This is a genomic window from Microbacterium panaciterrae (genome assembly GCF_039541635.1).
GTDB classification, from domain to species: Bacteria; Actinomycetota; Actinomycetes; order Actinomycetales; family Microbacteriaceae; genus Microbacterium; species Microbacterium panaciterrae.
The window spans coordinates 183,299-206,066 of record NZ_BAABGP010000013.1; the positions used below are offsets into that span (position 1 = coordinate 183,299).

General features: G+C 71.0%; 22 protein-coding genes. 7 read left to right on the forward strand and 15 right to left on the reverse strand.

Annotated features, from left to right (window positions below; translation table 11 throughout):
- Positions 1 to 21: 21 nt before the first annotated feature.
- From ABD882_RS09905 to ABD882_RS09950, 10 genes are all read right to left on the reverse strand, one after another.
- Entirely contained in the window at positions 22 to 2,142 is a 2,121-nt protein-coding gene (locus ABD882_RS09905; RefSeq protein WP_345186505.1) for a hypothetical protein, read from the reverse strand.
- 107 nt (positions 2,143 to 2,249) lie between these two features.
- Positions 2,250 to 3,323, reverse strand: a complete 1,074-nt coding sequence (locus tag ABD882_RS09910) for a glycosyltransferase family protein (RefSeq protein WP_345186507.1) — start codon at positions 3,321 to 3,323, stop codon at positions 2,250 to 2,252.
- A 64-nt stretch (positions 3,324 to 3,387) separates the two neighbouring features.
- Entirely contained in the window at positions 3,388 to 4,845 is a 1,458-nt protein-coding gene (locus ABD882_RS09915) for an LCP family protein (RefSeq protein ID WP_345186509.1), read from the reverse strand.
- Positions 4,842 to 5,309 (reverse strand): 5-(carboxyamino)imidazole ribonucleotide mutase, encoded by a 468-nt coding sequence (purE, locus tag ABD882_RS09920; protein WP_345186560.1) that lies wholly within the window; start codon positions 5,307 to 5,309, stop codon positions 4,842 to 4,844. Before purE ends, ABD882_RS09915 begins: the two co-directional genes overlap by 4 nt.
- A gap of 179 nt (positions 5,310 to 5,488) precedes the next feature.
- The gene (locus ABD882_RS09925; protein ID WP_345186511.1) at positions 5,489 to 6,613 is read right to left on the reverse strand and encodes a 5-(carboxyamino)imidazole ribonucleotide synthase; all 1,125 of its coding nucleotides are present in this window, start codon (positions 6,611 to 6,613) and stop codon (positions 5,489 to 5,491) included.
- 85 nt (positions 6,614 to 6,698) lie between these two features.
- Entirely contained in the window at positions 6,699 to 7,214 is a 516-nt protein-coding gene (locus ABD882_RS09930; protein WP_425563357.1) for a PH domain-containing protein, read from the reverse strand.
- Between the two features lie 116 nt (positions 7,215 to 7,330).
- On the reverse strand, positions 7,331 to 7,999 hold the full coding sequence (locus tag ABD882_RS09935) for an O-methyltransferase (RefSeq protein WP_345186513.1): 669 nt from the start codon (positions 7,997 to 7,999) through the stop codon (positions 7,331 to 7,333).
- A gap of 31 nt (positions 8,000 to 8,030) precedes the next feature.
- Positions 8,031 to 9,020 (reverse strand): CPBP family intramembrane glutamic endopeptidase, encoded by a 990-nt coding sequence (locus ABD882_RS09940; RefSeq protein ID WP_345186516.1) that lies wholly within the window; start codon positions 9,018 to 9,020, stop codon positions 8,031 to 8,033.
- The gene (locus ABD882_RS09945) at positions 9,017 to 10,081 is read right to left on the reverse strand and encodes a DUF1648 domain-containing protein (protein WP_345186517.1); all 1,065 of its coding nucleotides are present in this window, start codon (positions 10,079 to 10,081) and stop codon (positions 9,017 to 9,019) included. Before ABD882_RS09945 ends, ABD882_RS09940 begins: the two co-directional genes overlap by 4 nt.
- Positions 10,078 to 10,428: a GntR family transcriptional regulator gene (locus ABD882_RS09950; RefSeq protein WP_345186562.1), complete on the reverse strand. Its 351-nt coding sequence runs from the start codon at positions 10,426 to 10,428 to the stop codon at positions 10,078 to 10,080. Before ABD882_RS09950 ends, ABD882_RS09945 begins: the two co-directional genes overlap by 4 nt.
- Positions 10,429 to 10,529: 101 nt before the next feature.
- On the opposite strand from ABD882_RS09950, the gene ABD882_RS09955 reads away from it, so the two are divergent.
- Together ABD882_RS09955 and ABD882_RS09960 are read left to right on the forward strand one after the other, a co-directional pair.
- On the forward strand, positions 10,530 to 11,000 hold the full coding sequence (locus ABD882_RS09955) for a DUF4442 domain-containing protein (RefSeq protein ID WP_345186518.1): 471 nt from the start codon (positions 10,530 to 10,532) through the stop codon (positions 10,998 to 11,000).
- Positions 11,001 to 11,063: 63 nt separating this feature from the next.
- On the forward strand, positions 11,064 to 12,314 hold the full coding sequence (locus ABD882_RS09960; RefSeq protein WP_345186519.1) for an APC family permease: 1,251 nt from the start codon (positions 11,064 to 11,066) through the stop codon (positions 12,312 to 12,314).
- Here ABD882_RS09960 and ABD882_RS09965 read toward each other — a convergent pair.
- Positions 12,268 to 13,074: a helix-turn-helix domain-containing protein gene (locus tag ABD882_RS09965; protein WP_345186520.1), complete on the reverse strand. Its 807-nt coding sequence runs from the start codon at positions 13,072 to 13,074 to the stop codon at positions 12,268 to 12,270. The genes ABD882_RS09960 and ABD882_RS09965 overlap by 47 nt on opposite strands.
- A 109-nt stretch (positions 13,075 to 13,183) precedes the next feature.
- On the opposite strand from ABD882_RS09965, the gene ABD882_RS09970 reads away from it, so the two are divergent.
- A complete protein-coding gene (locus ABD882_RS09970) occupies positions 13,184 to 13,723 on the forward strand; it encodes a VOC family protein (RefSeq protein WP_345186522.1) in 540 nt (179 codons plus the stop codon).
- Here ABD882_RS09970 and ABD882_RS09975 read toward each other — a convergent pair.
- Together ABD882_RS09975 and hisS are read right to left on the reverse strand one after the other, a co-directional pair.
- Complete coding sequence (locus tag ABD882_RS09975) at positions 13,680 to 14,570, reverse strand: SGNH/GDSL hydrolase family protein (protein WP_345186523.1); 891 nt, start codon at positions 14,568 to 14,570, stop codon at positions 13,680 to 13,682. The genes ABD882_RS09970 and ABD882_RS09975 overlap by 44 nt on opposite strands.
- Before the next feature lie 64 nt (positions 14,571 to 14,634).
- Positions 14,635 to 15,903 (reverse strand): histidine--tRNA ligase, encoded by a 1,269-nt coding sequence (gene hisS / locus ABD882_RS09980; RefSeq protein ID WP_345186564.1) that lies wholly within the window; start codon positions 15,901 to 15,903, stop codon positions 14,635 to 14,637.
- 77 nt (positions 15,904 to 15,980) lie between these two features.
- Here hisS and ABD882_RS09985 point away from each other — a divergent pair, with 77 nt between their 5' ends.
- Positions 15,981 to 16,208: a hypothetical protein gene (locus tag ABD882_RS09985; protein ID WP_345186524.1), complete on the forward strand. Its 228-nt coding sequence runs from the start codon at positions 15,981 to 15,983 to the stop codon at positions 16,206 to 16,208.
- The gene (locus ABD882_RS09990; protein WP_345186526.1) at positions 16,201 to 16,536 is read left to right on the forward strand and encodes a type II toxin-antitoxin system PemK/MazF family toxin; all 336 of its coding nucleotides are present in this window, start codon (positions 16,201 to 16,203) and stop codon (positions 16,534 to 16,536) included. Before ABD882_RS09985 ends, ABD882_RS09990 begins: the two co-directional genes overlap by 8 nt.
- Positions 16,537 to 16,546: 10 nt before the next feature.
- On the opposite strand, the gene ABD882_RS09995 is transcribed toward ABD882_RS09990, so the two are convergent.
- Positions 16,547 to 17,233, reverse strand: a complete 687-nt coding sequence (locus ABD882_RS09995) for a nucleoside triphosphate pyrophosphohydrolase (RefSeq protein WP_345186528.1) — start codon at positions 17,231 to 17,233, stop codon at positions 16,547 to 16,549.
- Positions 17,223 to 18,476, reverse strand: coding sequence for a Na+/H+ antiporter NhaA (locus ABD882_RS10000; RefSeq protein WP_345186530.1), 1,254 nt, complete (start codon positions 18,474 to 18,476; stop codon positions 17,223 to 17,225). Before ABD882_RS10000 ends, ABD882_RS09995 begins: the two co-directional genes overlap by 11 nt.
- Before the next feature lie 208 nt (positions 18,477 to 18,684).
- Between ABD882_RS10000 and ABD882_RS10005 the strand changes: the two genes are divergently transcribed.
- A complete protein-coding gene (locus ABD882_RS10005; protein ID WP_345186566.1) occupies positions 18,685 to 21,285 on the forward strand; it encodes a phosphoenolpyruvate carboxylase in 2,601 nt (866 codons plus the stop codon).
- 150 nt (positions 21,286 to 21,435) lie between these two features.
- The gene (gene gdhA / locus ABD882_RS10010; protein WP_425563358.1) at positions 21,436 to 22,767 is read left to right on the forward strand and encodes an NADP-specific glutamate dehydrogenase; all 1,332 of its coding nucleotides are present in this window, start codon (positions 21,436 to 21,438) and stop codon (positions 22,765 to 22,767) included.
- Position 22,768: the final 1 nt, after the last annotated feature.

Here is a 22,768-nt window from a genome sequence, read left to right on the forward strand (position 1 = left end):
CCGTCGGACGAGCGCGGCGGATCAGAAGGAGCGGCACGAGAGCAGCGGGTTGGTGCCGGGCGCGTCATTGATCGCATACGCGCATACCGTGTGGCTGGTCGGCCCCGCAGGGATGATCGCAGAAAATCCGTGCAAGGGCCCTGACGAGGGATATGCAGCGCCGACGTCGGCCCGGTCTTGATCAGCGACCTTGGGGACTCCGACGCCATCGATGTAGAAATGCACGGCGATCGGTGCGGAAGTGTCCGGGTCGATCGCCCAGCCGGTGACTTGGACGCCCCCTGCGGTAGCGACCGCCGACTCGAATACGCCGAACGGGGATGCCGACGACACCGGAGCCACGAACTGACAGCCGAGCGTGACATTCCCTCCCTTTCCGTCGTTGATGGCGTACGCGCATACCTGGGCACCACCCGGAGGGATCGGACGCTGAATGGAGAATCCATGCGCAGGTCCGTATCCGGGAAAAGCCGCAGCGATGTCCCACCGATTCTGGTCGGCCACATAGGGGGCGCCACTGCCTCCCATGTACACGTGCACAGCGATCGACGAATTCGTGTCAGGGTCGAGTGCCCAACCTCGAAGCGTCACTTGGTCGCCTGCCACGGTAATGCCGTCCAGCCGACCGATCGGTGTGGTACCCGGGTCTGTGGCAGGAGGTACGAATCGTTGTGCGCAAGGCGCGAGCAACGAATTCGTACCTGTCGACACGTTGATCCCGTAGATGCAAATCGTCTGATTACCCGGGGCCGCGTTGACGGTTGCCTGATAGCCGTGATTGGTGCCGTATTGCGGGATCACCCGGGCGAGATCAGATCGCGAGAGGTTGGCGACCGTCGGGGTGCCCGCCCCTCCGACATAAACATGAACCGCGATCGGATCGGTGGTGTCGGGATCGAAGGCCCAACCGCTGACGCTGACGGTCCCCTTGCCCGCGCTGACGTCGTCGACGGCGCCAAAGGGCGAACCTCCGAACGACGAGGTCGAAACGCACCCTAGCAGTTGATTATTGCCTGCACCCACGTTGATCCCGTATGCGCAGACGCTTACCGTACCCCAGATGGGTGCAGGAACGGTGAAGTCGAAGCCGTGATTGATGCCGAGGCCTGGGTAATGCGTCGACAGATCCGGTCGGGCGAGGTTTGCACTTGTCCGGTACCCGTTCCCGTTTACGTAGACATCGACAGAGATCGAACTCGAGGTATCGGGATCCAACGACCAACCCCTTACCTTGATACTTCCCGGGGTGGACGTGACTGCGTCGACAAATCCGACCGGATTGTTGGCGGACGAGCCGCCCTGTGTCGACCCGAACCAGTCCGTGAAGTAGTTGTAGAAGTTGCGGTTGCCGTACGCTCCGCACGTGTCGCCCTCGCCGTAACCCGCAGCCAATGCGGAGGCGTTGGGCTGATACGGCGTGTAGTAGTACAGCGCCGACGTCGCTTTGTTCGCCACATAGACCGGTGAGCTGCCGCAGGCCGTGTTGGGGTTGTACAGGATGTTCCAGGTGTTGCCGGGGGCGTACCAGGTGAAGTAGCGCCCCGCCATGTAGATCTGCATCTGACGCGCAGCCCCATACACCTGCTGGAAGAATCCCGCAAAGGACGGATCACAGGGCGCCGTGTCCGGACAGGCCTGCCCCATCGCCTGCGCGTACCGCCATGCGCTCGGCCAGGTGTGCGTGACCAGTCCCGATTCCTTCTGCAGCATGACGATCAGCACCTGCGGATTGATCCCGCAGGATTGAGAGACGCGATACACGATGGTGGCGGCGGACTCGCCTCCCGCAGCGGTGTAGCCCTTGCAGTATGCATCCGCGGTCTTGTTCGGCGTGTCCTGGCGAAAGTCCTTGAGGCAGATGATCGGACCGTACTGGTCCGACCCGCCCAGGCAGTTCGGCACCTTCGCGTTGAAGAAGTCCTGGATCTGCGCCGCGGTCATCGTGGAGTTGTTGGTGAACACCGCATCGCTGATGATGTTGCCCGCGTTGAACCCGGCGAGCGTCGTCGGTCGGATCGACGTCGCCGCATCCGCGACGCCGTGCGAGACGCTGACTGCCGGCCGGACGGAGGCCGATGCGGGTGTTGCGTCCGCCACCGCGGGAGTGAGCACCGCAAGTGCGAGGGCGACGATCGCGAGCATGCCGATCGTCCAGCGTCGGGGCGCCTGAGCGCGCGCAGGACCCGGGGCATGTCCAGTCATGTGACCAGTGTGGCGGATGTGGCGGAATATCGCCACAACGACGCGATTCACAGATCCGCGTGCAGCGCCCAGACCCGCTCGGCGGATCCGTTCCACGAGTAGGCGCGCGACCGGTCGGCCGCCAGCACCGACAGCCGCCGGGCTCGCTCCCCCGCGGCCTCGTGCACGGCATCGGTGAAGCCGTCGCCCTCGACGATCAGCCCTCCGTCGGCCAGAAGGTCGCGGTGCACACCGCCCTCGGCCGCGATCACCGGCACGCCGATCGCGAGCGCCTCGAGCATCCGCCACGGCCACGCGACGGCGGGATCCGAAGCCACGAGTGCGATGGCACCACCCAGCAGCGCCGCTCGGTCGTCCACATCGGGTCGCCCGAGCACGTGCACCCGGGGAGCATCCAGCCCGGCCGCGCGCGCGGCCTCGGCGATCGCGGCCGCTGCACCGTCCGGCGCGTCCAGCACAAAGGCATCGGCGTCCGCGGCGATGGCTGCGGCGAACGCAGGTTCCAGCGTGGCCGCGGTTCCGGTGGCGACCAGGTAGCGACCGGGGGCGCCCAGAGCGACCCGGCGCTCCGGCGCGTCGTGCGGGATCGCGAATCCCTCCGGGGCGGCACCGGGGATCACGCGGATCCGGTCGCGCAGCTTGGCGAGATCGCCCAGTCGCTCGGCCATCGCGTGCGTCGGCACGACCACGGCGTCGGCGTGCTTGACGGCGCGCTTGAGCATCGCGCGCTGCCACAGCACGCTCGTGCGCGACAGCTGATCCGGTGCGGTCCAGGCGCGCAGATCCCAGAGCGTGACCACCGTCTGGTCGTTGTCGTGGAGGCGGTCGTGCTTGGCGAGCGGGGCGAACAGCGACGGCGCGTGGATCATGCCTCCGCCGACGCCCGCGATCACGCCGAGCTGCCAGGCCGCACCGACTTCTCGGCGTCCGAGCGCAAGCCGGTGCACCGTGTCGGCCCCGTCGAAGACGGCCGCAGGATCCCCACCGGGCACGATCGCCTCGACCGTGCAGCGGTACGGTGCCGTCGCCGCCAGGCCCACCAGGAGGAAGCGCGCAGCCTCGGCCTGATCGGGATCGACGACGTCCGTCGCCTGATCGAGCACGACGCGCAGCACAGCCATGCTCAGAGCCTAGCCAGCGCGGGTCGCCTGGCCCCTGAGGCGCTCCATAGAGGTCAGGATCGCGTCAGTCGGTCGGCGTGGGCGACGGTGCGGGGTGCAGTGCGGTCTTCACCATCTGGTGGATCTGGTTCCAGTCGGGGTTGAACTCGTCCACGCCCCCGGCCGGCGTCAGCTCGACGGACTGCACCGGCTGCTGCTTCGCCTTCATCATGAGGTCGATGAACTCAGGCAGCTTGTCCTGCGGGATGTCGGTGTCGACCAGTTCGGTGCCCGCCGTCGCCAGCGCGTCGAAATGCGAGAGCACGTTCTGCGGCGTGAACTGCTTGAGGATCGCCTCCTGCAGCTCGCGCTGACGGCGCATGCGGTCGAAGTCGCTGGTGGTGTACCGCGAACGTGCGTACCACTGCGCGGTGTCGCCGTTCATGTGCTGCTGCCCGGGCTCGATCCAGCCGATGGCCCACGTGTCGACGTCATCCGCGCCGGAGCCTGGCGGCGGACCGCCCTCGGGCAGCCTCTCCTTGACGTTGATGTCCACGCCGCCGAGCGCGTCGACGAGCTGGGCGAAGTGGTTCATGTCGAGGAACACGTAGTACGGGACCTTGATCCCGAGCACGCCTTCCGCCGCATCCCTGGTCGCCTCGATCGACGGCGCCCACGGGTGGCCCTTCACCGCCGGGTAGTACGGGGTGCCGGTGTGGCAGTCCTGCACGGCGTTGGTGAGCTGGTTGATGCCGGATCCCCAGCCGCAGGTGTCGTCGGGGTGCGCCTGGAATCCGTTCGGGTAGGCGTCGTGCATCGGCCCGGGCGAGAACGGCACGTTGGGCATGTCGCGCGGGATGCCGAAGATCGTCACCTTGCCGGTCTCGGCGTTCACCGACACCACCGAGATGCTGTCGAAGCGCATGGAGTCTCTGCCCTGGCCGCTATCGGCGCCGAGCAGGAGGACGTTGTAGTACCCGTCGCTGGGCGGCAGGCTCGGTCCGCCGGATCCGAACAGCGTGCTGATCGCGGTGCGGCTGGATCCGACGATGTTCGCCGCCGTGGCCGTCGCGCTGCCGCAGAGCGCGAGCACGAGCACCGCGACGAGGGGGATGGCGATCTTCGCGTAGGTCTTGGTGCGCACGAGCCGCACCAGCCGGAGCGCGTCGATCGTGAGCACGATCCAGAGCGCGACATACGCGAAGCAGAGCACCTGGATCAGCGTCAGCACCAACCAGGACACCCAGCCGCCACCCAGCGTCAGCCAGAGCAGCGCCTGGTGCCAGAGCAGCGCCGTCAGCACGCCGACCACGACCAGGGCCCACATCAGCAGCGTCGCGCCCAGACCGAACCGGCCGAGGCGACGGTTGCCGGCGAGCACCTGTGCGGATCCGGGGATCAGCACGTTCAGCACGACCAGCCACCAGCCGCGGCGGGTCATCACCTCGGGAGACCCGAAGTCGGGGTCGCGCATCGGGCGGGTGCGGATCAGCCGCGCACCTGACGCCGGGCCCCCGCCGGGCCTTGTCAGCAGCTGGGTCACAGGCTGTCCTTCAGCCGTCGGTTCTTCTCCTCGACCTGCGCCTCGAGTTCGCGGGCGTAGGACTCGATGCGGTCGGCGATCGCCGGATCCGAAGTCCCGAGGATCCGCGCGGCGAGGATCCCCGCATTGCGGGCTCCGCCGATCGAGACTGTCGCGACGGGGATGCCGGCGGGCATCTGCACGATCGACAGCAGCGAATCCATGCCGTCCAGGTATGCGAGCGGCACGGGAACGCCGATCACCGGCAGCGCGGTCAGCGAGGCGAGCATGCCGGGCAGGTGCGCGGCGCCCCCGGCCCCGGCGATGATCACCTTGAGCCCGCGCTCCCTGGCCTCACGACCATAGCGGTGCAGCTTCTCCGGAGTGCGGTGCGCGGACACGACCTCGACCTCGTGCGGGATCCCGAAGTCGGTCAGGGCCTGCGAGGCGTCGCTCATCACGCGCCAATCGGAGTCGGATCCCATGACGACGCCGACGAGGGGCGCGGCGGAGGCGTGCAGTGTCCCGGTCACCGGTCCAGGCTACGGGTGACGGCTGGGAGATCCCCGCTGCGCCGCGCCCTCACGGCGTTTTCGGGAATCACCGCGTTTCGTCTCGGTCGTCGCTGGCGCTTCGTCCTCGCTCAACGACCCCGAAGGTGCGGTCAGGCGAAGGCGGCGGCGGCTGCGCGGGCACGGACGCGGGTCGTCTCGAGGTCGGCTCCGGCGACGTTCACATGCCCGACCTTGCGGCCCGGGCGCGGTGCCTTGCCGTAGGTGTGCACCTTCGCATCGGCGCCGGCGGCGAGCGCGGCGGGGATCCGGTCGACCATGGCGGCACCCACGGGTCCGCCGAGGATGTTGACCATGACAGACCAGGGCGCGATCGGCGTCGTCTGGCCCAGCGGAAGATCGGCGACGGCGCGCAGGTGCTGTTCGAACTGGCCGGTCACGGCGCCGTCCTGACTCCAGTGCCCGCTGTTGTGCGGACGCATCGCGAGCTCGTTCACGAGGATCCGCCCGTCGTCGGTCTGGAACAGCTCGACGGCCAGCATGCCGGTGACCCCCAGCCCCTCGGCGATCTCGGCGCCGATCCGGGCGGCCTGCGCCGCGTGCTCCGCGTCGACGCCGGGCGCCGGGGCGATGACCTCCGCGCACACCCCGTCGCGCTGCACCGTCTCCACGACGGGGTAGGCGACGCTCTCGCCGCTGGGGCGCCGTGCGATCTGCTGGGCCAGCTCGCGCACGAACGGCACGAGCTCCTCGACGAGCAGCGCGTCGCCCTCGGCGAGGCCGGAGAACCAGTCCTGCGCCTCCGTAGCGTCCGAGACGACCCGCACGCCCTTGCCGTCGTACCCGCCACGGGGGGTCTTCACGACGCCGCGCCCGCCGTGGGCGTCGAGGAAGCGCTGCAGCTCGACAGTGTCGGCGATGCGCGCCCAGTCCGGCTGCGGCACGCCGAGCTCGGTGAGCCGGGCGCGCATGTCGAGCTTGTCCTGGGCGAAGCGGAGCGCATCCGGTCCCGGGTGCACGGCGACGCCGTCCGCGACGAGCGCACGCAGCACCTCCTGCGGCACGTGCTCGTGATCGAACGTGACGACGTCGACGTCTGCCGCGAACCGGCGCACCGTGTCGAGATCGCGGTAGTCGCCCACGGCGGTCGCGGCGAGCTGCGCCGACATGCCCTCATCCTCGGCGAGCACCCGGATGTCGATCCCGAGCTCCACCGCCGGAGCGATCATCATCCGCGCCAGCTGTCCGCCGCCGATCACACCCACACGCAACGCCATCGGGTCTCCGTTCCTCGCACCCCATTCTTCCGTACGCCGGGTGCGGGCAGCGTCGCTCCCCCGGCCAGGGGTCGGCCCTCGTCGCTCAGTCGCCGAACGGGTTCTGGGCGGACTGCGCATCGCGGTGCGCGAGGATCTGCCCCACCTCGATCTGGTCGGCCAGTGTCTCCTGCACGAGCGCGACGTTGGGCACGTCGCGCAGGCGCAGCGGCGCGTCCACCCCGTTCGAGAGCAGGATCGTCCCCGCACCGACCGTGCGCTGCAGCGGTCCGCGGCGCACCGAGATCGTGTAGCCACGAGCGTGCGACATCTCGGTGCTGCGCCGGGATCCGATCCCATCGCGCACGATCACGCGCCGCGTCGTGATGGTGTACCGGCGCGACAGCCACACGCAATACGGCACGATCACGAACAGCAGCACGACCGCACCGGCCGCCGCCCACAGCATCCAGTCGGTGAACGGCTTCGGCAGGTTCTTCGTGAAGAACCCTGTGGCGCCGGCGACGAGGATCAGGATCAGCGCCGACCAGAACAGGTGCCGTGCGTGCGGATGGAACCGTGCGATCAGGCGCTCCTCGGCGGGCACGCCCGGCGGCGGCATCGTCGGCCGCCCGCCCAGTCCCACCGGTTGCGTCACGCGTCCATTGTGACCCGGATCGGCCACATCCGCGCGCCCGTGACAGGTGTGTCCGCGCGTTGCTCACGCGGGCGGCCCGCTCAGACCACGACGGCGACGGCGAACCCGTCCCAGCCCTTGACTCCGACCGTCTGCAGCGCCGTCGCATCGAAACGCGGATCTCGCCCGAGCATCTCCAGAGCGGCTCTCGTGCCGATCACCTTGGTGTCGGTCGACGCACCGTCGACGATCTCGCCGTCTCGGCCGATGTTGTCCAGGACGACGATTGTGCCGGGATGCCCCAGACGGGCCGCCCAGTCCAGATAGAGCGTGTTCGACTCCTTGTCGGCATCGACGAAGACGAGGTCGAAGGGCTCCCCTCCGTCGAGCGTGGGCAGCACGTCGCCGGCGCGACCGACGCGGATCTCGACGCGATCGCCGATGCCCGCCGCGTCGATGCTGCCGCGCGCCACGGCGGCGTTGCCGGGCTCGGCCTCGATCGTGACGACGCGGCCGCCGTCGCCGACCGCCCGGGCCATCCAGATCGTGGAGTACCCGCCGAGGGTGCCGATCTCGAGGACCCGCCGGGCCCGGGAGATCCGCACCAGCAGGTGCAGCAGCTTGCCGCTGACCGGGGCGACCTCGATCGCGGGCATCCCCGCCGCCCGCTGCGCCGTCAGCGCGGCGTCGAGGGCCGGGTCGTGTCCGACCAGCATCTCGGCGAGGTAGTCGTCGGCGGCGCGCCAGTTCGCAGGGGTCGGATCGGCCATGGGTTCAGCTTCGTCGCTCGGGTCGCCGCGATCAAGACCGTTCCGGATCGGACACCGCCGGCAGCGGCGCGGGAAGCGCGCGCGGGCGGGACGCGGCGAGCGCGGGCTGACGGCGGAACTGGCCGGTCAGCAGCAGCACGACGACCACCAGCGCGCAGGCGATCCAGCCGGACGCGCCCAGCGGGCTCACCAGCCCGAGCTGCGGATGCGGCGGGCTGAGCAGCAGCGACAGCCCCGCGGAGGCGTTCAGCATGCCGTGCGCGAACACGGACGGCCACAGCGATGCGGAGCGCAGCCGCAACCAGCCGAACAGGACGCCCCAGGCCACGCATCCGCCGACCATGAGCAGCACCCCGACGACGTCGCTTCGGCCGAAGTCGTAGCCGAGCAGGATGATCGGCGCGTGCCAGAGCCCCCAGATCGCGCCGCTGATCAGCAGCGCGGGCCAGGTCCCGAGCGGACGCAGCGCCGGGACCAGCCAGCCGCGCCAGCCCAGTTCCTCCCCGAACGCGAAGATCCCGTTGATCAGCGCGCCGATCGGGATCGCGGCGAGCTGCGCACCCACGATGACCCTCACCGGCGGCAGCGCGACCCCGGCCGGCACCGCCTTCGCGAGCTGCTCGGCGATCACCGGGAACGTGAAGTCCGGGTGCAGCCAGCCCAGCATCACCGCGACCCCGAGGGCGAGCAGCACGACCGCGAGCGGCCCGAGCCAGCCGATCACGATGAGCCAGACCACCTGCTTCGCGGGGCGCAGCGGCCACATGCCGAGCGAACGGATCCGCTCCCCCTTGCGCGGGATCCCGGTGACCAGCATCGTGACGACCATCGCGACCGTCGGAGCGAACATCATCGCGGTGATCAGCACCAGGGCGCCGGGCGTGGCGAGACCGTCGCCGAGCCACAGCGGCAGGCAGATCAGCCAGGCCAGCCCCCACGCCAGCGCGGTGAACAGGGAGACGGCGCCCCAGCGCACCCGAGCGGAGCTGCGCGGGCCCTGCCCCGCCTCCCGCGCGGTCATGCTCCCGCGTCGTCCGTCGTCGCCGATGGCGCGCCGGCCCGGTCCAGGTACGCCTGGAGCACGGCGGCGCCGACGTCCGCGCCGTCGACCGTGACGACGAGCGGACGCTTGTCGCGCCGCTCGATCTCGATCGCCGGACCGCGGCGCAGCACGATGCCGGTGCGTCCGTCGAGCCCGAGCCGCCACCCGAAACCGCCGAACTCGCCGAACGGATTGCAGTCCACGGCCCGCACCGACACGATCTCGTCGAGCGGCACGTGCACGCGCGGGAAGCCGGCCTGCGAGCGCACGCTGAGCCCGTCCGGCCCGATCCGCACGCGGAACGAGGCGGAGACCGCGAACGCGCCACCGATCAGCAGCAGCGTCAGCACCGGCACCCAGAGCCGATCCGTGAAGCGGATCGCCATGACCGCCGTGACGCCGACCACGATCACGACGACCACCGAGATCAGGATCAGCGCCACCCGCGACATGGTCGCCGTCGCCAGCCACACCACCCGCTCGCCGCCCGCGATCGACGTCAGGTGCACCCTCTTCAGCGGTGCCCCCGGCACCGGGCGGATGTGCGGCTGCACGAGCCACCCGACCCCGATCAGCGCGACGAACATCCCGAACCCGAGCAGCATGACGCCGCCGAGGTCCTCGACGTGCTTCGCGTCGGCGAGACCGCGCTGCATCCCGACCGCGCCGAGTGTGATGACCGCGCTGAGGCCGGAGATCCCCAGGGCCATCCCGCCGAGCAGCCGGGCGGCGCCACCCCAGTGGTCGCGCACCGCGATGAGAGTGCCGATCGTGAGGACAGCCGGGAGTGCGAAGCCGAGCAGCGCCGTCATCCAGACGAAGGTGACCGGCGGCCCGAACCCGTCGACGCCGGACGGTCCCCAGTGCGTGGCCACCGGCGACGGCAGTTCGGGGAGCCAGGCCAGCACGAGCGCGAGCACGACACCGGACAGCACCAGCGGCACGAGCACGCCGATCAGCAGGGCGATCAGCCGGGCCCGGCGGAGGTCCCGGGGTGGGATCGCGGCCACATCCTGCTCGGCGGCGGATCGATCGTTCATGGTGTCGTCTCCTTCACGAGGGCGGACAGCGTCGCGGGGCTGAGGCCGAGCGCGGCGGCGCGGCGGACGAGCGCGGAGATGTCGTCGGCGAGGTCGGCGAGGGGCGCGGCGGATGCGGAGAGCACGGCGCCCCGGCCCCGGCGCAGTTCCACGAGGCCCTCGTCGCGCAGTTCCTGGTAGGCGCGCAGGACCGTGTGCACGTTGACGTCGATCGCCGCGGAGAGCTCGCGCGCCGCAGGAAGCCGGTCGCCGGGACGCAGCCGCCCGGCGAGCACCTCTGCACGCACGGACGCCGCGATCTGCTCGAACAACGGCCGTGCACTGTCTGCATCGATCCGGATCAGCATCGCATTCACCTCCTGTCTGATTATTCTAGTACAACTAGATCAATTGTGGAAGAGTTCCAGCCGATTCCCGTGCGCCGGGCCGCTCCCGGAAGACTGATGGCATGCGCATCACTCCCCGTCGTCTCGCCCTGGGCATGAGCCTGTGGATCCCGAACCTGTTCAGCGGGATCCGCGTGCGCGGCTTCAGCGCCGACTGGACCCGCGCTCGGGTGGAGCTGCACGTGAACCTGCTCACCCGCAACTACGTCAAGACCGCGTTCGGCGGCTCGATGCAGGCGATGACCGACCCCTACTTCTTCATGCTCGTGATGCACCAGCTGGGCCGGGACTACGTCGTGTGGGACACCCGCGGCGAGATCGAGTTCCTGAAGCCGGGGCGCGGGGTGCTCACCGCCGAGTTCCACGTGCCGCCGGAGCGGATCGCCGCCATCCGCGCACGGGCCGAGGGCGGTGCGAAGGTGCTCGAATGGTTCGAGACCGAGATCACGGATCGGTCGGGCGAGGTCATCGCGCGGGTGCGCCGCGAGGTGTACATCCGCGAGAAGAGGCGCGTCACCGCATCGCGGGCCTGAGTCCGGCGCGGCGCGACGCGCCCGCCGATCACGGGCACGCTCACGGAGCGGAAGGATGGAGGCATGGCCCTCCTCCGCCGGCTGACTCTGCCCGACGCCATCGCGATCGGTCTCGGTTCCATGATCGGCGCGGGCGTGTTCACCGTCTGGGGCCCCGCACTCTCCGCCGCCGGTCCCTGGCTGCTGGTTGCGCTGGTCGCCGCGGGAATCGTGGCGTTCTGCAACGCCACCTCGTCCGCCCAGCTCGCCGCGGTCCATCCCGTATCAGGCGGCACCTACGCGTACGGACGGGCCGAACTGGGCCCGTGGTGGGGTTTCCTCGCCGGCTGGTGCTTCGTGATCGGGAAGCTCGCGAGCTGCGCGGCGATGGCGATGACGGTCGCGGCGTACCTCGCGCCGGCGCCGTGGCAGAAGCCGCTCGCGGTCGCCGTCGTCGTGATCCTGACCGTCGTCACGTGCGTCGGGGTGACGCGGACCGCCCGCGTCACCCAGGTGCTCGTCGCCGTGACCCTGCTCGGCCTGGTCGTCGTCCTCGCGGCGGCGGGAACGTCCGCGTCCTCTACGGCCCCCGCACCGCTGCCTGCCGGATCCGCCTACGGGGTGCTCCAAGCCGCCGGTCTGCTGTTCTTCGCCTTCGCCGGCTACGCGCGGATCGCGACCATGGGCGAGGAGGTGCGGGATCCGTCCCGCACCATCCCGCGGGCGATCGGCATCGCCCTGGCCTGCACGCTCATCGTCTACGCGCTGATCGGCGGTGCGGTGGTCCTGACCCTCGGCGGTGCCGCGGCCGGCTCCTCCGCTCCGCTGATCGACGTGGTGGAGGTCTCCCGCTGGGCTCCCGTCGCACCCGCCGTCCGGATCGCCGCCGCGACCGCGGCGACCGGCGCACTTCTCGCCCTGCTGTCCGGGATCGGGCGCACGTCGCTCGCGATGGCGCGGGAGCGCGACCTCCCGCCGGCTCTCGCCACGATCGATCCTCGGCACGGCGTTCCGCGGAGGGCCCAGCTGACCGCCGGCGCCGTTGTGGTCGCCGTCGTCCTCGTCGCGGATCTCCGCGGCGCGATCGGTTTCTCCTCCTTCGGCGTGCTGCTGTACTACTTCGTCGCCAACGTCTCGGCCTTCGTGCAGAAGCGGTCCGCACGCCGATACCCGAAGCCGTTGCAGGTGCTCGGCGGGCTCGGTTGCGTCGTCCTCGCCGCGTCGCTCCCGCTCCCTGCCGTGCTCAGCGGGACGGTCGTCGTGCTCGCGGGCGTCGCCCTGCGGGCGATCAGGCTCGCCCGGGACCGGCCCCGGCCCGGTACGCGGACGGACTGAAACCGAGCGCGGTGCGGAAGTCGTTCGACAGGTGCGCCTGATCTGCGTATCCGAGCTCGGCGGCGACGGTCGCGAGGTCGGTGGCGGGATCGGAGCGGATCCGCTCCGCCGCCTCCTGCAGGCGCCTCCTGCGGATCATCGCCGCCGGCGACAGCCCGACGTACCGGTGCGCCATGCGCTGCAGAGTGCGCACGGACACGGCAAGACGCGCGGCCGCCTGCTCGGGTGTGCGCACGGACGGATCCGCCATCAGCAGCTCGGACATGGCGTTCGCGTGCCGCGCGGGCGCCGAGACGGGCCCGACGCGCTCGCGCAGCCAGTCGCACAGCGCACCCGCGGCGCGTTCGCGATGCCCCTCCCCCGTGGCCATGGCTGTCGCGACGGCGCTCTGCAGCTCGGGCGCGCCGACCGCCTCCACGCGGTCGAGCAGAGCGCCCGGCGTGTCGGTGAGCGCGGCGACGGCTGCCGGGCGCAGCAACGCTCCCACGCCCCAGCCACGGCCGGACAGGTCGCGGTGGCTCACCCGCGTGGTGGCACCTGCCAGCACGACACCGGATCCTCCGACACCTTCGCCTCCCTCCACGACGAGGTTCAGCGCCGGGAACGACACGAGCTCCTGGCGAGAAGACCGGCCCGGCTCGATGTCCCACTCCGGGATCCAGCACCAGACGACCAGGTCGGCGGCCTCGGCCGGCGGCGGGAGCCGATGGAACTGCGGAAGACGCGCCGGATACAGCACGCCGCGCGTCGGAATCACCATCTGCTGAGCGTAGGCCGCGGCACCGACACGGCGCGGGCGCATCTGCGCCGATGCAGGATGGCGCGAATCTTCAAGACCGTGCCGGTGGCACGCGCCTAGCGTCGTGCCCATGAGCGAAGACATCTCCCCCACCGGCGTCACCGGCCGGTACACGACGAACGGCCGCCCGAACGCGGCGACCTCCCTCACCCCGTTCCTGGCGATCCCCGACTCCCGCGGCGCGATCGAGTTCTACCGCGACATCTTCGGCGCCCGCGTGATCGAGATCACCGAGTTCGGCGGCGTGGTCGCGCACGCCGACCTCGACTTCGGACTCGGCGTGCTGCAGCTCGGCGACCCGAATCCGGAGTACGGGCTGATCGCCGCCCCGTCCGGCGATGCCGACTGCTATTCGATGGGCCTCTATGTGCCGGACGTCGACACGGTCGTGGCCCGCGCCGTCGCCGCGGGCGCGACCGTGCGCGAGGCGCCGTCGACGTTCGTCTCGGGCGACCGGTACGCGAGCATCCGGGATCCGTGGGGCGTGCGCTGGTCGGTGATGACCCGGGTGGAGGATCTCTCCGAGGAGGAGAGCAGCGCCCGGATCGCCGAATGGGCGGCGTCCTTCAGCCCTCCGGAGGGCGCTCCGGAGAGTGTCCCCGAGAGCTGAGACTGGTCGCCGCGAAGGCGGGTGCTCCCGGCCCCATCGCGGCGAGCGCCTCCTCGGCCGCCGCCGCCACCGCCGGGAGCAGCGCATCCGCGGTGCGGCGGTAGCCGAGCGCGCTCGGATGGAAGCGGTCCAGGCTGAACATCTCCTCCGGCTCGTCGAAGAACATCGGGCCGACGGCACGGCGCAGATCCACCGCGGTGGCCCCGCGCTCGATCGCCGTCTGCGCCTGCGCTGCCGCGAGTCGCCGGGAGAGCCGGGAGGCGATCGCACGCAGCGGCTGCGGCACCGGCCGCAGCGCCCCGAGGTCTGGGCAGGTGCCGACCACGACGCCGGCGCCGAGCGCGTGCAGCCAGCCGATCGCCTCCTCCAGGTGCTGCACCGAGACGGAGACCGGGATCCGGTGCGTGACGTCGTTGCCGCCGACCACGATCACCGCGACGTGCGGCAGATAGCCGATCGGAAGCGCGGCGAGCTGAGCGTCCAGATCCGGCGACTCAGACCCCCCGATCGCCGCGGTCCGCAACCGCACCGGCCGGTGCAGGCGACGCGCCAGCCCTTTCGCCAGCCGGCCGCCCAGCGTGTCCTTGCGCCGCTCGGCGCCGAGCCCGGCCGCGAGCGAGTCGCCGAGCACGAGCAGCTCGACCGGCGGACCCTCGTGCCGGCGGCGCCAGATCCGATCCGCGTCCACCGCGTCCTCGCCGAGCGGCTTGCCGATGCGCTGCCGGGCGATCCCGGCCTGCCGCGCGAGGGCCAGTCGCGCCGCGACGGCGGATCCGAGGATCGCGACGCCCACGGCACCGGCGAGGATCATCGTGGGGCTGATCCGATCGACGTCGCGCGCGTCCATGCGCCGATCAGACCGCATCGACATGAACGGCGAGTGACCGGCCGCGGACGATCCGGCGGCGGGATCAGGACAGCGGCTTGACCTCGAGCGCCTCCGCCGCGTCTCCTGCGCGCACCGCCGCGAAGGCCGTGTAGCCGTCGGCGGCGGCACGCTCGAGAAGGCCCTTGAAGTTCTTCGTGCGCCGCTCCAGCCGCACCCTGGCACCGCCGGCGATGAGCGCCGCCTTGTGCGCGACCAGCTCGGCGACCGGCACGTCGGCGTCGTGCACGAGCACCACGGATCGGGCCGTGGCATCCTCCGCCGACTCGAGCAGATCGACGATCCGCTCGAAGCCGATCGAGAAGCCGACCGCCGGCACCTGCTGACCGAGGAACCGGCCGATCATGCCGTCGTAGCGGCCGCCACCGCCCAGCGAATAACCGACCGACGGGTGCGCGAGCTCCATGATCGTGCCGGTGTAGTACCCCATGCCGCGCACGAGGAACGGATCGAACTGCAGCGGAATCGGGTCGATGCCCTCGGCGGCGGGGCGGGCCGCGGCGACGGCCTCGCCGAGCCCCACCAGGTGCGCGACGAGCTCGTCCGGCGCGTTCTCGGGCAGCGCCTTGCGGATCTGCTTCTCGCCGTACGCGTTGTACTCGAGCGTCTGCGGGCGCCGCAGGAACGCCGCGAACGCCTCCACAGCAGGGGCCGTGGCACCGCGCTCGCGGAGTTCGGCCACGATGCCGTCCGCACCGATCTTGTCGAGCTTGTCGATCGTGATGAGCACGCCGGGGCGCTCCTGCTCGGTGAACCCGAAGGAGTCCAGCATCCAGTCCAGCGCCCGCCGGTCGTTCACCCGCACGACGCCACCGGTGAGTCCGAGCGCGTCGATCGTGTCGAGCGAGGCGACGATGAGCTCGGCTTCGGCGCGCGCCGAGTCGTCGCCGATGATGTCGATGTCGCACTGCACGAACTGGCGGTAGCGACCCTTCTGCGGACGCTCGGCGCGCCAGACCGGCCCGATCTGGATCGAGCGGAACACCGTCGGCAGCTGGCCGCGGTTGGTCGCATAGAAGCGCGCCAGGGGCACGGTCAGGTCGTAGCGCAGGCCCAGGTCGCTGAGTGCGGCCGGATCCTCGGCGCCGGCGCGGATCGCATCGGCGTCCAGACCGCGACGGACGATGTTGAACGAGAGCTTCTCGTTGTCGCCGCCGATCCCCGCGTGCAGCCGGTCGTATTCCTCGACGACGGGCGTCTCGATCTCGTCGAACCCGTGCGCGCGGTAGCGCTCGCGGATGACGGAGAGCACACGCTCACGACGCGCCTTGTCGGCGGGGAGGAAGTCGCGCATCCCGCGCGGAGGATTGACCGTTGCCACGGGCCCATTCTTCCAGGTCCATCCGGTATGACTTCAGGTATCCTCGATGTATGACTCTCACGACGATCAAAGTGACTCGCGAGGTGCGCGATCTCCTCAAGGAGCAGGCCGCCGCCGAGCACCGCACGCTGGGTGAGCAGATCGAGTACCTCGTCGAACGCGGCGAGCGCGAGCGGCGCTTCGAGCGTCTACGACAGGAGATCGCGGCGACACCGCCCGAGCTGCTGGCCTCGTATCGCGAGGAGACGGCCTGGTGGGACACGCTCGAGAATGGCTGAGCTGAACCCCGGCGACGTCATCTGGGCGTTCCTGGACCCGACGGCGGGTCGGGAGCAGTCCGGTCGCAGGCCGGTCGTCGTGGTCTCGGGCACGGCGCATCTGATGCTCGCGGACACACTGGTGGCAGTCGTTCCGGTGACGTCCGTCGATCGCGGGTGGTCGAATCACGTGCCCCTGCACGAGATCGGACTGCCTCGCGACTCCTGGGCGATGACCGAACAGATCCGCACCGTCTCGCGCGAGCGGATCGCCGATCGCATCGGCCGTATCGACCCGTGGACATTGCGTGCGATCCGAGGCTGGATCAGCGACTTCCTTGACCTCTGAGGCGACGCGCTCAGCCGGCGGGCGCCTCGGTCGCGCGGATCTCGTCCTCCAGGATCCGGATCCGCTCGCGCAGCGCGCGCTCGGCGTCCCAGCCGTTCGCGCGCGCGGTCGCGACCAGGCCGAGCAGCGCATCGCCGAGCTCTGCCTCGGAGGCCAGAGCGGCCGCGGGCCCTTCGACAGGCTCAGGGATCGGAGGGGGCACAGGGGCCGGATGTGCGCGGCCGAGCACCTTCTGCGCGAGCGCCAGAGCGGGCATCCCGGGCGGGATGCCGTCCAGGACGCTGCGACGCTCGTGCTTCTCCGCGGCCTTGGCCGCGTTCCAGTGCACCAGCACCTCTTCCGGCGTGCGGGCGATCGCGTCGCCGAACACGTGCGGGTGCCGTCGGGTCATCTTCTCGGCCAGCGCGCGGGCGACGTCGTCGATGTCGAACGGGTCATCCGGATCCTGCGCGGCGATCGCGGCGTGGAACAGCACCTGCCAGAGCAGATCGCCGAGTTCCTCGCGCAGCTCGGCGCGATCATCGCGCTCGACCGCGTCGATGAGTTCGTACGACTCCTCGACGAGATAGGGCAGCAGCGCGCGGTGCGTCATCGCCTGCGACCACACGCAGCGCTCGCGCACCTGGCGCATGACCTCGGCGGCGGAGCGGAGCGGATCGATCGCAGCGCCGACCTCGTCCGGATCCTCAGCGTTCATCCCAGCCCTCCTCGCCCTCATCCTCGCCGCCGACCTCGAACGCTCCTTCGTCCAGGTCCTCCTCCGGGTCGCCCGCAGCACGGTGCCGCCGCGCCCGCCACGAGACCAGCACCGCCGAGAGCACGAGCGCGATCATCGAACCGAGCAGCACCGCGAGGATCGCCTCGTCGCGCACTCCGGCGTCGGCGAACGCGAGCTTCGCGAGCAGCAGCGAGACCGTGAACCCGATGCCGCCGAGCGCGCCCGCCGCGAGCAGGTCGGGGAAGCGGATCGCGGGCGCGGTGCCCCGCGGTCGGATCCGCATCGCGAGTGCCCCGAACGCGGCGATCCCGACGATCTTGCCGACAGGGAGCGCGATGAGGATCCCGAAGAATGCGGGCGACAGCGCATCGAGCGGCACCTGCGGGATCACCACGAACGCGGCGACGAACGCGAACAGCGGCAGCACGAGGCCGTTCACCCACGGCTCCAGAGCATGCCGCGTGCGATCCGCGGGCCGCGGAGCCATCACGAGACCGAGCAGCACCCCGGCGATCGTCGCGTGCACCCCGGAGGCGGCGAACAGGCCCCACGCGATCACGCCGACGAGCACCATCAGCACGACGATGACAGGGCGGCTGCGCCGCCCGCGGGGTCCCTGAGCCTGTCGAAGGGTCCGGCTGAGCACGGCGAACACGGCCACGGCGACGAGGCCGAGCACGAGCAGCAGCACGTTCAGCCCGTGCGCGAACAGCACGGCGATGAACACGATCCCGACGATGTCGTCGAGGATCGCGAGCGCGAGCAGGAAGGCGCGCACGGCCGTGGGCAGCCCGCGCCCGAACACGGCGAGGACGCCGAGGGCGAACGCGATGTCGGTCGCCGTCGGCACCGGCCAGCCGGTGGCGCTCGACCCGGAGCCCGTCGAGGAGCCCGCGATCGCGAGGTAGATCGCGATCGGCACCAGGATCCCGCCCGCGGCGGCGATCGCCGGCTGGATCGCGGCGCGCACGCTGCGCAGGTCTCCGCGGGTCAGCTCGTACTGCAGCTCCAGCGCCACCACGAAGAAGAAGATCGCGAGCACGCCGTCCGACACCCAGTGCGACACCGACAGATCGAGGCCGGTACCGGGGACGGCGAGGTGCGCATCGAGCACCCCCGCGAGCGCGTCGTGCGTGGGCAGGTTCGCCAACAGCAGCCCGAGCCCGGCGGCGGCCAGGAGCAGGATCGCGGGGAACTGCGCGGATCGGAGAGGGCGAGTCATGCGGCTCATCCCCTTCACCGTATCGCGGTGGGATGGACGCGGATATGCCGACCGTGAGAAGCGCCGTCTCAGGTCGTCCCGCGACGTCACGCGTTCCTCCGGTACGCGACGCCCGGTCTACTCTCGAACGGTGACCCCCGACACGACCCCTACCGAAGCCATCCGCATCGCCGAGCGATTCGAAGCAGGGCGCGAGCTGCCCGAGGCGATGCGCGCCGACGTGCGCATGCTCGGCGCGCTGCTCGGCCAGGTGCTGCGCGAATCCGGCGGAGAGGACCTGTTCGACGGCGTCGAGAGCCTCCGCCAGGCCACGATCGAGGCCTACGCCGATGAATCGGCCGAAGCTTTCGAGCGTGCCACCCGCATCGCCGACGAGTTCACGGTGCAGCGCGCCGACGAGGTCGCGCGCGCGTTCACCGCCTACTTCCACCTCGTGAACCTCGCCGAGGAGCACCAGCGCGTGCGGGTCCTGCGCGAACGGCCGGACCCTTCGAGAGCCTCGGGGACCGAACCGCGAGCCGACACCCTCGCCGGGGCGTTCGCGCAGCTCACCGCCGAGGTCGGCGAGGAGGAGGCTCGCCACCGCCTCGGCGCACTGCGCTTCCATCCCGTCTTCACCGCGCACCCGACGGAGGCGCGCCGTCGGGCGGTCTCGTCGAGCATCCGCCGGCTGGCCGAACTGCTCAGCGAGCACGACGCCGCCGTCCCCGGCGGCGCCGACGCGCACCGCGCCCGCCGCCGCATGCTCGAAGAGGTCGACACGCTGTGGCGCACCGCCCCGCTGCGGGCGCAGAAGCCGGCGCCGACCGATGAGGTCCGCACGGTCATGAGCGTGTTCGACGAGACGCTGTTCACGACGGTCCCGCATGTCTACCGGCGCATCGACGACGCGCTGCGCGGCGAGGAGTCGGGATCCTCGGCGCCGATCGTCCCCGCGTTCGTGCGGATCGGATCCTGGGTCGGCGGAGACCGGGACGGCAATCCGTTCGTCACCGCCGCCGTGACCCGCGAGGCTTCCGGGATCGCGGCCGACCACGTGCTGCGCGGACTGGAGCGCTCGCTGGAGCGGATCGGGCGCACGCTGACGCTCGACGCCGAGGGCACCCCGCCGTCGGCGGACGTGCTGACGCTCTGGGACGCGCTGAGCGCGGCCTTCCCGGACGACGCCGCCGACGCGGCGACCCGCTCCCCCTCGGAGCCGCACCGCCGCGTGGTGCTGCTGCTCGCGCACCGCGTCGCCGCCACCCGGCGCGGCGAGGAGAGCGGCTACACGGATCCGGAGCAGCTGCTCGCCGACCTGCGCACCGTGCAGGCCTCGCTCGCCGCCGCAGGCGCCCGCCGGCATGCGTTCGGCGGCGTGCAGCACCTCATCTGGCAGGTGGAGACGTACGGGTTCCACCTCGCCGAGCTGGAGGTGCGCCAGCACTCCCAGGTGCACCGGCGCGCCCTGGCCGAACTCGACGCCGGCGGGCCGATGAGTGCGGAGACCGAGGAGGTCCTCGCGGTGTTCCGCACCGTCCGGGAGATCCAGCGCACCTATGGTCCGCGCGCCGCGGGCCGGTATGTCGTCTCGTTCACGCAGTCCGCGCAGGATCTCGCGAACGTGCATCGCCTCGCACAGTACGCGTGCGACGGCGAGCCTCCGGTGCTCGACGTGGTGCCGCTGTTCGAGACGTTCGCCGATCTGCAGGCGGCTCCCCGGATCCTCGCCGAGATCGTCGAGGACGCGGCGTTCACCGCGCGCCTGGCCGCGACCGGCCGGCGCCTGGAGGTCATGCTCGGCTACTCCGATTCGTCGAAGGACGTCGGGCCCGTCGCCGCCAACCTCGCCCTCTACGAGGCGCAGGCCGAGATCGCGGCGTGGGCACAACGGGAGCACATCGAGCTCACTCTGTTCCACGGCCGCGGCGGCGCGCTCGGCCGCGGTGGCGGCCCCGCGAACTCCGCGATCCTGGCGCAGCCGCCGCACTCCGTCGACGGCCGGTTCAAGCTCACCGAGCAGGGCGAGGTCATCTTCGCGCGCTACGGCGAGCCCGCGATCGCGATGCGGCACATCGACCAGGTGGCCGCCGCCACGCTGCTCGCCTCCTCCCCCGGCGTCGAGCAGCGCAACAGCGCCGCCGCCGCACGATACGCCGAGGTGGCCTCGGTCATGGACCGCGCGTCGAGGGAGTGCTTCTTCTCGCTCGTGAAGGCGGACGGCTTCGCGCCCTGGTTCGCCCGGGTGACTCCGATGGAGGAGATCGGGCTGCTCGCCCTGGGCTCGCGCCCCGCGCGCCGCGGCCTGTCCGTGGAGTCCCTGGAGGATCTCCGTGCGATCCCGTGGGTGTTCGCCTGGACCCAGGCGCGGATCAACCTCGCCGGCTGGTTCGGCCTCGGCACGGCGCTCGAGGCGGTCGGCGACGAGGAGCTGCTGCGCACCGCCTACCGCGAGTGGCCACTGCTGCGCACGATGATCGACAACGTCGCCATGAGCCTGGCGAAGACGGATCCGCGCATCGCTCGCCGCTACCTCGCGCTCGGCGACCGCGACGACCTCGCCGCCCTCGTGCTGGACGAGCTGGAGCGCACCCGCTCCTGGGTGATCCGGATCACCGGCGGCGAGCGCCTGCTGCAGAACAAGCCGATCCTGCAGCGCGCGGTCGCGATGCGCAGCCCGTACGTCGACGCCCTGTCGCTGCTGCAGCTCCGGGCCCTGCGCGCCCTCCGCGCCGCGGACGAGAACGCCCCCTCCCCCGACCCCGATCTGCAGCGCCTGCTGCTGCTTTCCGTGAGCGGCGTCGCGGCCGGGCTGCAGAACACCGGCTGATCCGCTCCGGAGCCCTGCCGTTAGAGTGGGGAATTCCGCCGCATCCGGCGCACCGCGCACGACACGATCGCCCGCGCCCCCTTGTCATCCTCGTCCTGAAAGCATCCCCGCGTGACCGAAAACGACACCTCCGACTTCCATCCCCTCTCCGTGCTCGCCCAGCCGATCTTCGACGACGTGCGGGCGTGGAACCCGAACGAGCCCGAGTTTCATCAGGCCGTGCACGAGGTGCTGCACTCCATCGGTCCGGTACTCGAACGCCGCCCGGACTACGTCGACGCCGGCGTGCTGGAGCGCCTCGTCGAGCCCGAGCGCCAGGTGATCTTCCGGGTGCCGTGGGTCGACGACAGCGGCAAGCTCCGCGTCAACCGCGGCTACCGTGTGCAGTACTCGTCGGTGCTGGGTCCGTACAAGGGCGGTCTGCGCTTCCACCCCTCGGTGAACATCTCGATCATCAAGTTCCTCGGCTTCGAGCAGATCTTCAAGAACGCGCTCACCGGCCAGGGCATCGGCGGCGGCAAGGGCGGGTCCAACTTCGACCCGCACGGCAGGAGCGACGCCGAAGTCATGCGCTTCTGCCAGTCGTTCATGAACGAGCTGTACCGTCACCTCGGCGAGCACACCGACGTCCCCGCGGGCGACATCGGGGTGGGCGGCCGCGAGATCGGCTACCTGTTCGGCCAGTACCGCAAGATCACCAACCGCCACGAGTCGGGGATGTTCACCGGCAAGGGCATCGGCTGGGGTGGTGCGCAGGTGCGCACCGAGGCCACCGGCTACGGGGCGGTGTTCTTCGCGCAGGAGATGCTCGCCGTGCACGGCGAGTCCCTCGAGGGCAAGCGCGTCGGCGTGTCCGGATCCGGCAACGTCGCGATCTACGCGATCCAGAAGGCCGCCCAGCTGGGTGCGACGGCGGTGACCGCGTCGGACTCCTCCGGCTACGTCGTCGACGACGCAGGGATCGACGTCGACCTGCTCCGCCAGATCAAGGAGGTCGAGCGCGGTCGCATCGTCGAGTACGCGAAGCGCCGGCCGAGTGCTCGCTTCGTCGAGGGGGGCAGCGTCTGGGAGGTCCCGGTGGACATCGCGGTGCCGTCCGCCACGCAGAACGAGGTGAGCGGGGCGGACGCCGAAGCTCTCATCGCCAACGGGGTGCGCGCCGTCTCCGAGGGCGCCAACATGCCCTGCGTGCCGGCGGCCGTCGCCGCGTTCCAGCAGAGCGACGTGCTGTTCGCACCGGGCAAGGCCGCGAACGCGGGCGGCGTGGCCACCTCGGCCCTCGAGATGAGCCAGAACGCCGCACGGCAGCGCTGGGGGTTCGATGACAGCGAGCGCCGGCTGCGCGACATCATGAGCGACATCCATCACGCGGCCTTCGACGCCGCCGAGCGCTACGGGGCGCCGGGCGACTACGTGGCGGGGGCGAACATCGCGGGCTTCGAACGCGTCGCCAACGCTATGCTCGCCCAGGGCGTCATCTGAC

Bases quoted from the DNA above. Each gene is read 5' to 3' on its own strand.
- ABD882_RS09905 (WP_345186505.1), bottom strand. From the start codon at position 2,142: ATGCTCGCGATCGTCGCCCTCGCACTTGCGGTGCTCACTCCCGCGGTG.
- ABD882_RS09910 (WP_345186507.1), bottom strand. From the start codon at position 3,323: ATGGCTGTGCTGCGCGTCGTGCTCGATCAGGCGACGGACGTCGTCGAT.
- purE (WP_345186560.1), bottom strand. From the start codon at position 5,309: ATGGGATCCGACTCCGATTGGCGCGTGATGAGCGACGCCTCGCAGGCC.
- ABD882_RS09925 (WP_345186511.1), bottom strand. From the start codon at position 6,613: ATGGCGTTGCGTGTGGGTGTGATCGGCGGCGGACAGCTGGCGCGGATG.
- ABD882_RS09930 (WP_425563357.1), bottom strand. From the start codon at position 7,214: ATGCCGCCGCCGGGCGTGCCCGCCGAGGAGCGCCTGATCGCACGGTTC.
- ABD882_RS09935 (WP_345186513.1), bottom strand. From the start codon at position 7,999: ATGGCCGATCCGACCCCTGCGAACTGGCGCGCCGCCGACGACTACCTC.
- ABD882_RS09940 (WP_345186516.1), bottom strand. From the start codon at position 9,020: ATGACCGCGCGGGAGGCGGGGCAGGGCCCGCGCAGCTCCGCTCGGGTG.
- ABD882_RS09945 (WP_345186517.1), bottom strand. From the start codon at position 10,081: ATGAACGATCGATCCGCCGCCGAGCAGGATGTGGCCGCGATCCCACCC.
- ABD882_RS09950 (WP_345186562.1), bottom strand. From the start codon at position 10,428: ATGCTGATCCGGATCGATGCAGACAGTGCACGGCCGTTGTTCGAGCAG.
- ABD882_RS09955 (WP_345186518.1), top strand. From the start codon at position 10,530: ATGCGCATCACTCCCCGTCGTCTCGCCCTGGGCATGAGCCTGTGGATC.
- ABD882_RS09960 (WP_345186519.1), top strand. From the start codon at position 11,064: ATGGCCCTCCTCCGCCGGCTGACTCTGCCCGACGCCATCGCGATCGGT.
- ABD882_RS09965 (WP_345186520.1), bottom strand. From the start codon at position 13,074: ATGGTGATTCCGACGCGCGGCGTGCTGTATCCGGCGCGTCTTCCGCAG.
- ABD882_RS09970 (WP_345186522.1), top strand. From the start codon at position 13,184: ATGAGCGAAGACATCTCCCCCACCGGCGTCACCGGCCGGTACACGACG.
- ABD882_RS09975 (WP_345186523.1), bottom strand. From the start codon at position 14,570: ATGGACGCGCGCGACGTCGATCGGATCAGCCCCACGATGATCCTCGCC.
- hisS (WP_345186564.1), bottom strand. From the start codon at position 15,903: ATGCGCGACTTCCTCCCCGCCGACAAGGCGCGTCGTGAGCGTGTGCTC.
- ABD882_RS09985 (WP_345186524.1), top strand. From the start codon at position 15,981: ATGACTCTCACGACGATCAAAGTGACTCGCGAGGTGCGCGATCTCCTC.
- ABD882_RS09990 (WP_345186526.1), top strand. From the start codon at position 16,201: ATGGCTGAGCTGAACCCCGGCGACGTCATCTGGGCGTTCCTGGACCCG.
- ABD882_RS09995 (WP_345186528.1), bottom strand. From the start codon at position 17,233: ATGAACGCTGAGGATCCGGACGAGGTCGGCGCTGCGATCGATCCGCTC.
- ABD882_RS10000 (WP_345186530.1), bottom strand. From the start codon at position 18,476: ATGACTCGCCCTCTCCGATCCGCGCAGTTCCCCGCGATCCTGCTCCTG.
- ABD882_RS10005 (WP_345186566.1), top strand. From the start codon at position 18,685: ATGCGCGCCGACGTGCGCATGCTCGGCGCGCTGCTCGGCCAGGTGCTG.